Source organism: Erythrobacter sp., assembly GCF_038133525.1.
GTDB lineage: Bacteria > Pseudomonadota > Alphaproteobacteria > Sphingomonadales > Sphingomonadaceae > Qipengyuania.
On the sequence record NZ_JAYPTL010000101.1, the window covers coordinates 1 to 6,654 of the forward strand.

The 6,654-nt window shown below is 63.2% G+C and carries 5 protein-coding genes; all 5 read right to left on the bottom strand.

The window, feature by feature from the left end; translation table 11 throughout:
• Positions 1-36: 36 nt before the first annotated feature.
• Positions 37-1,287, bottom strand: a complete 1,251-nt coding sequence (locus AAFM29_RS16290) for a cyclopropane-fatty-acyl-phospholipid synthase family protein (RefSeq protein WP_341713804.1) — start codon at positions 1,285-1,287, stop codon at positions 37-39.
• A 38-nt stretch (positions 1,288-1,325) separates the two neighbouring features.
• The gene (locus tag AAFM29_RS16295; RefSeq protein WP_341713805.1) at positions 1,326-2,708 is read right to left on the bottom strand and encodes a deoxyribodipyrimidine photo-lyase; all 1,383 of its coding nucleotides are present in this window, start codon (positions 2,706-2,708) and stop codon (positions 1,326-1,328) included.
• Between the two features lie 27 nt (positions 2,709-2,735).
• Positions 2,736-3,716 (bottom strand): metal-dependent hydrolase, encoded by a 981-nt coding sequence (locus AAFM29_RS16300; RefSeq protein ID WP_341713806.1) that lies wholly within the window; start codon positions 3,714-3,716, stop codon positions 2,736-2,738.
• A 169-nt stretch (positions 3,717-3,885) separates the two neighbouring features.
• The gene (locus AAFM29_RS16305) at positions 3,886-4,920 is read right to left on the bottom strand and encodes a 2-oxoacid:ferredoxin oxidoreductase subunit beta (RefSeq protein ID WP_341713807.1); all 1,035 of its coding nucleotides are present in this window, start codon (positions 4,918-4,920) and stop codon (positions 3,886-3,888) included.
• The coding region (locus tag AAFM29_RS16310) for a 2-oxoacid:acceptor oxidoreductase subunit alpha (protein ID WP_341713808.1) at positions 4,917-6,654 on the bottom strand (1,738 nt) is incomplete at its 5' end. The genes AAFM29_RS16310 and AAFM29_RS16305, both read right to left, overlap by 4 nt.

The window sequence follows — 6,654 nt, forward strand, 5'->3', positions numbered from 1 at the left end:
GCGGTGCGCCTCTTGGGGCCACCGCCACCACTCGTTCTAGCTTGCTGGCGTCTTGACCAAGGTCACCTGGTGGACATCAATACCGCCACCGCGGAAGCCACCTTCGCAATACATCAGGTAATAGCGCCACAAGTCGCAGAAATGCGCGTCGAACCCCTTGGGAAGCCTGCCCTGTTCGATGGCACTGTCGAAGCTTTCCCGCCAAACTTTCAAAGTCTCGGCGTAATCGACTCCGAAATCCCGCTGGTCCTGCCAAGCGAGGCCACGCTCTTCGGCCAGGCGGCGAAACTCGCTGGTGCGGATCAGCAAGCCGCCCGGGAAGATATAGGCCTGGATGAAATCAGCGCTCTTCGCATAGGCATCGAACAGGTCATCGCGCATCGAGATGTACTGGATCGCCGCGCGTCCGCCCGGCTTCAGATTGCGCGCTATGCAATCCATGAAGGTGGACCAATATTCACGCCCCAGCGCCTCGACCATCTCCACGCTGACGATAGCGTCGAACCGGCCGTAGGTGTCGCGATAGTCCTGCTTGAGGAAGTCGATCGCATCCGACTGCCGTTCCCGAGCCCAGGTCAGCTGCTCGTCGGAGAGGCTGATAGCCGTGACGTCACTGCCTCGCGACGCAAGATTGCCGGCCAGCCCGCCCCATCCGCACCCGATTTCGAGCACCGTGGCGGCATTGCCGATGCGTGACGCCAGCGCGTCCCACTTGCGCCGCTGTGCCGCCTCAAGGCCATCCTCGCGCACATCCAGCGCGGAAGAGTAGCTCATCGTCGGGTCGAGCCAAGGCACATAGAAGTCGTTGCCGAGGTCGTAGTGCGCGGCGATGTTCCTTTGCGCCCCCGAATGCGTGTTGCGGTTGAACAGATGCGCCAGGCGCAGCGCGTGGCGGAACGGGCCCTTGGCGCGCGCAGTATCGCCCAGTCGCTCGGCATGCTGCACGAACAGCGCGAAGAGCGGTACGGGATCGGGGCTCCACCATTCGCCCGCTTCCCATGCCTGGTACCAGCCGACCGACCCGTTGCTGGCGAGCCGCAACAGCGCGGCCCAGCTGCGCAGTTCCACCGTGCACTCGAAACCGGGGGCACGATTGCCCAACACGCAAGGGGTGCCGTCGGGCAGCGTCCCGTGGATCGTACCGCTAACCAGTGCCCGGTCGATCCGGTCGAGGATCTTGCCGAAACCAGGCGCGACCAGCCGGGCGAACAGGCCGGGCTTGCGGGCAAAGCGTTGAGCCCCCTGCAAAAGTTCGCGGCCACGCGGCTTGGTCGTCTGCATATCCATCATTGGCCGATATCGTAGCTGACAGGCTCGCTGACAAGTTAGGTCTTGGCAGCTTTATACGCTTCCAATGCGCGTTCGCGACCTTCGCGGTGCCCGACTATCTTGTCGGGGTAGGCCCCGCGCAGGTGGCCAGGCGGATCATGGATGTAAGGCTCGTCCAGCTGAGCCAGTTCGGGCACATATTCGCGGATATAGCCGCCGGCGTCGAACTTCTCGCTCTGCGTCAGCGGCGCCATGATCCGCACGAACATGTTCGAGTCGACTCCGCTGCCCGCGACCCACTGCCAATTGGTCGCGTTGCTGGCATAGTCGGCATCGACCAGCGTATCCCAGAACCAACGCTCGCCATGGCGCCAGTCGATCAACAGGTGCTTGATCAGGAAACTTGCCGCGATCATCCGCACACGATTGTGCATCCAGCCCGTGCGCCAAAGCTGGCGCATTCCCGCGTCGACGATCGGATAGCCGGTGCGGCCCTGTTGCCAGGCCTCCAGATCGCGCGCTGCGGCAGGATCGCTGTCCGGGTCGCGCCATTCCAGACGGGCAAATTCGGGGCGGTGGCTCTCGAGGCCGTACCGCGGGAACTGGCAGATGGCATTGGCCGCGTAATCGCGCCAGATCAGTTCCTTTTCATAGGTTTTCCAGCCGTTTGAGCGACGATCCTTCAGGGCATGCCAAATCTGTACGGGAGAAATTTCGCCGAAATGCAGGTGCGGCGACAGCTGGCTGGTCTTGTCGACCGAAGGCAGGTTTCGCGATTCGCCATAGGCATGGACGCGATCGATCCACCATTCCAGCCGCTCGTGCGCGGTCGCCTCACCCACGCTCCAGAATTCGCGCAGCCCCCCCGCCCAATCGGGACGATTCGGGAGCAGGTCCCAATCCTCCAAAGCATCGCCCTCTGGCCACTGACCCGGCGATGACAAGGTTTGCGGCTCTGGCAGGGCGTCGCGCGGTGGGAACTGCTCGAGCGTGGCACGCGCAAAGGGCGTGTATATCTTGTAAGGTCCGCCCGATCCCGAAGTGACTGTCCCCGGCGGCAACAGGTAATTTGCGTCGTGAAGCTGCAGGTCGACATGTTTCGCCAGTTCACCCTGTGCCTTGCGCCACCAGGGTTCATAGTGGCGATTGGCGTGGATCACTGTGGCGCCGGTTTCTTCGGCCAGCTTGCGCAGCTCCTCGACCGCATCGCCGCGCCGCAGGATAATCCGTGCGTTGCGAGTCCCGAAGCTGCGCGAAAGGCTGTCGAGCGAATGATGCAGCCACCAACGCGAGGCACCGCCATAGGCGTGACCCTTGGCGCAATCGTCGTCGAGCACATAGACCGCTACGACCGGCCCCGCCTTGGCCGCGTGATAAAGCGCCGGATTGTCCGCCATGCGCAGATCGCGCCGCAGCCAGACGATCGATGGTTTTTGCATGCAGCCCCCTTGCCCGAACAAACGATGTTACTGTGGCGCGAGTTCCACGCATTTCACATCGGGCAGCGCAACGGTGAAGCGATCACGCGCCAGCGGATCGTAGAACCGCGCATCGCGCAGCAGGACCGAACCATCGGGAGCACGCTCCGCGAAGGGAGCACGGGACCAGAAGAGGAAGGCTTGGGCCTGCGGTCCGCCGGTTTCTAGTTCCCTGGGTTCCGGCCACTCGCAAGTGTGAGCGGAGATGGGCCGCAGTGCCTTTACCAAGGGCGGCTCACTCGGTGGAATCCCCCTCCAGATGGGCGGCGTGCCAACTATCAATTCTCTTTGCCAAGGGATCAGGGGGACCGGTGAAGCAATGACGGTCCAATCGCACACAGGTGCATCTTCAGCGCACTCAAGGACTGGAAGGCTATGGTACAACTTCAGACTTCGGGTTTCGGACCAAGCGCCATTCACCCCAATATAACCCAACCCCACCGCAATCGCGATCCGCGCAGGCCGCATCCACTCCCCGCCCCGCGCCTCACGTCGCAGCGAGAACCATGTCGCAAAGCCCATCAGCGCCCAGAGCCAGGCGTCGATGATGAACAGCGTATCGCCATAGAACCAGCGGCTCGAGAACGGTTCGAGCAGGCGGATGCCATAGACGTTGAGCCAGTCGAGCGCGGGATGTGTCAGGCACCCGATAAAGCTCAGCAGGTAGAGCCATTTGAAGCTGACCGGCAATCGCCCCTCTGGCCGTGTGCCGCGTTTCGCCTGCCAGCGGTCGAAGCCCCACAGCAGGCCAGCGAGGAGCAATGGCAACAGCACCAGGGCCGGCGGCCCGTGGGTGATACCACGTCGAAAGCCGAGATGTTCAACCCCATCGAGCCAGAACAGGCAGGCCGCATCGACATCGGGCAGGTTCGCCCCGATGATCAGCGCGGGCATGGCCAGCCCGGTCTTCTTCTTGAGCCCCGCCTGCCCGATCAGCGCGCCGACCAAAGAGTGGGTGAGGTTATCCACTCACCACGCTCCTTGCAGTCCCCGATCCTACAGGATGGAACACATGGAACACTGTCCTGACGATAACGCCAGCGCAGCCGGAAAAGCGCCTGAAAACAGCGGCATTCAATGAAATCACCGGGGGCATAAACTGCCCCTAGTCATTCCTCAACCCTGTAGGAAAGCGGCGTCAGGCGGGATGCCCTTCCTTGTCGTCGACGGTCCAGGTCTGGCCCTTGCCGAGCAGCTTGGCGAGATTGGTATCCTTGCCTTCGCTCGCCTTCGCCTTTTCCGCAATCGCCGCGGCCTCGAAGGTCGGGCGCGGATCGTCATAGAGCACGCCCAGCGCCATCGGAAACGGGCCGAACGGCATTTCGACCAGCATGTGCGCGATCGAACGGTTGGTGACGTCGTGCACGATCACACCTGCCGCCTCCCAATCGCCGTCAGTCACGTCGACGACCTCAAGGCACAGTTTCTCGCGGTTGAGCGTGATCCCCTTGGTGTCGCCCGCGAACAGCATGGGCTTGCCGTTCTCCAGCCACAGCTGGCGATCCTCCGCACCCTTGGGCGCGGCGAAATCGTTGAACACGTCCTTGTTGTAGACGATGCAGTTCTGGAAGATCTCGACAAAAGCCGCACCCTGGTGGGCATGCGCCGCCTTGAGCACATCGGGCAGGTTCTTGCTGACATCGAAGCCGCGCCCGACGAAGCGTGCCCCCGCGCCCAGCGCGAAGGCGGCCGGACGGGCCGGATGGTCGTAGCTTCCCAGCGGGGTCGACGGGCTCTTGGTCCCTTCACGGCTGGTGGGCGAATATTGCCCCTTGGTCAGGCCGTAAATCTCGTTGTTGAACAGCATGATCTGCATGTTCACGTTGCGCCGAAGCACGTGCATCAGGTGGTTGCCGCCGATCGACAGACCGTCACCGTCGCCCGTGACCAGCCAGATGTCGAGATCGGGATTGGCCAGCTTCGCACCCGTCGCGAATGCCGGGGCGCGGCCATGGATCGTGTGGAAGCCGTAGGTTTCCATGTAGTAGGGGAAACGGCTGGAGCAGCCGATACCGCTGATAAAAACCGTATTGGCAGGATTGGCGCCGATCTGCGGCAGCGTGCGCTGCACCGCCTTGAGGATCGCGTAGTCACCGCAACCCGGGCACCAGCGCACTTCCTGGTCGGTTTCCCAGTCCTTGAGCGTGGTTTCGATCTTCACGGGGGCGTTCATTCCAGCGCTCCTTCAATCGCAGCTTCAAGTTCGGCAATCGTGAACGGTTGGCCGCTGGTCTTGGTCAGCGGCTGGGCATCGACCAGATACTGGTCGCGCAGCACGGTCTTGAACTGGCCGGTGTTCATTTCGGGCACCAGCACCTTGTCGAAGCTGCGCAGCAAATCGCCGAGGTTGGCGGGCAGCGGCCAGATGTGGCGCACGTGGATATGGCTGACATCGAGCCCTTTGCGGCGCGCATTATCGACCGCGCGGTGGATCGGACCATAGGTCGATCCCCAACCCACCACTGCCAGCTTGCCCGATGTATTGCCGAGGCAAACGTCCTGGTCGGGCACCTTGATCTCGTCGATCTTGGCCTTGCGCAGGTCGGTCATGCGCTGGTGGTTGTCGGGCGAATAGTCGATGTTACCGGTCAGCTCGTGCTTCTCGATCCCGCCGATGCGATGCATCAGGCCGGGCGTGCCGGGCCTGATCCACGGACGCGCACCCTTGTTGTCGCGCTTGTAGGGCAGCAAGGTGTCGTCGGGGCCGTTCTTCTGTTCGAGGAACTTCGCCGGGAACGGGGCATAGCTTGCCGGATCGGGGACCTTCCACGGTTCGGCGGCATTGGCGATGTAGCCGTCGGTCAGCAGCATCACCGGGGTCATGTATTCCACCGCAATACGGCAAGCCTCGATCGCCACTTCGAAGGCATCGGACGGGCTGCGGCAGGCGATGACCGGCATCGGCGCATCGCCATTGCGGCCATAGACCGCCTGGTAAAGGTCGCTCTGCTCGGTCTTGGTCGGCAGGCCGGTGGAAGGGCCACCGCGCTGGCTGTTGACGATGACGAGCGGCAGCTCGGTCATGATCGCCAGGCCCATGGCTTCGCCCTTGAGCGCGATGCCCGGACCCGACGAGCTGGTCACGCCCAGACTGCCAGCATAGCTCGCGCCGATCGCGGCGCAGATCGCGGCAATCTCGTCTTCCGCCTGGAAGGTGGTGACGCCGAATTCCTTGAGCCGGGCAAGGTGATGCAGGATCGCCGAAGCCGGGGTGATCGGATAGCCGCCGAAGAACATCGGCAGTTCGGCCAGCTGAGCCCCCGCCACGAGGCCCAGGGAGACCGCTTCGGCGCCGGTGATCGTGCGATAGAGACCCGGTGCGCTCGGCACCGGATCGACATGGAGTTGGTGCAGAGGTCCGGCCAGCTCCGCGGTCTCGCCATAGGCGTGACCCGCATCGAGCGCGGCGACGTTGGCGTCGGCGATATTCGGAGCGTTGCGGAACTTGCCGCGCAGCCAATCATGCAGCGGCTTACGATCGCGATCGAACATCCACAGGGCTAGGCCCAGTGTCCACATGTTCTTGCAGCGCAGGGCGTCCTTGTTGCCCAGTCCGAAGGGCTTGACCGCTTCGACCGTCAACGCGCTGATATCGAAGGCCAGCACTTCCCACTTGGCAAGGCTGCCGTCCTCCAGCGGGTTGCTGTCATACTTGGCCTTGTCGAGGTTGCGCTTGGTGAATTCGCCGGTGTCGGCGATGATCAGCCCGCCCGGCTTGAGCGAGGCGAGGTTCACCTTCAGCGCGGCCGGGTTCATTGCCACCAGCACATCGGGCGCGTCGCCCGCGGTATTGATCTCGCGGCTGCCGAAATTGATCTGGAAGGCCGAGACACCGAACAGCGTACCCTGCGGTGCGCGGATTTCCGCCGGGAAGTCGGGGAAGGTCGCCAGGTCATTGCCGGCCAGC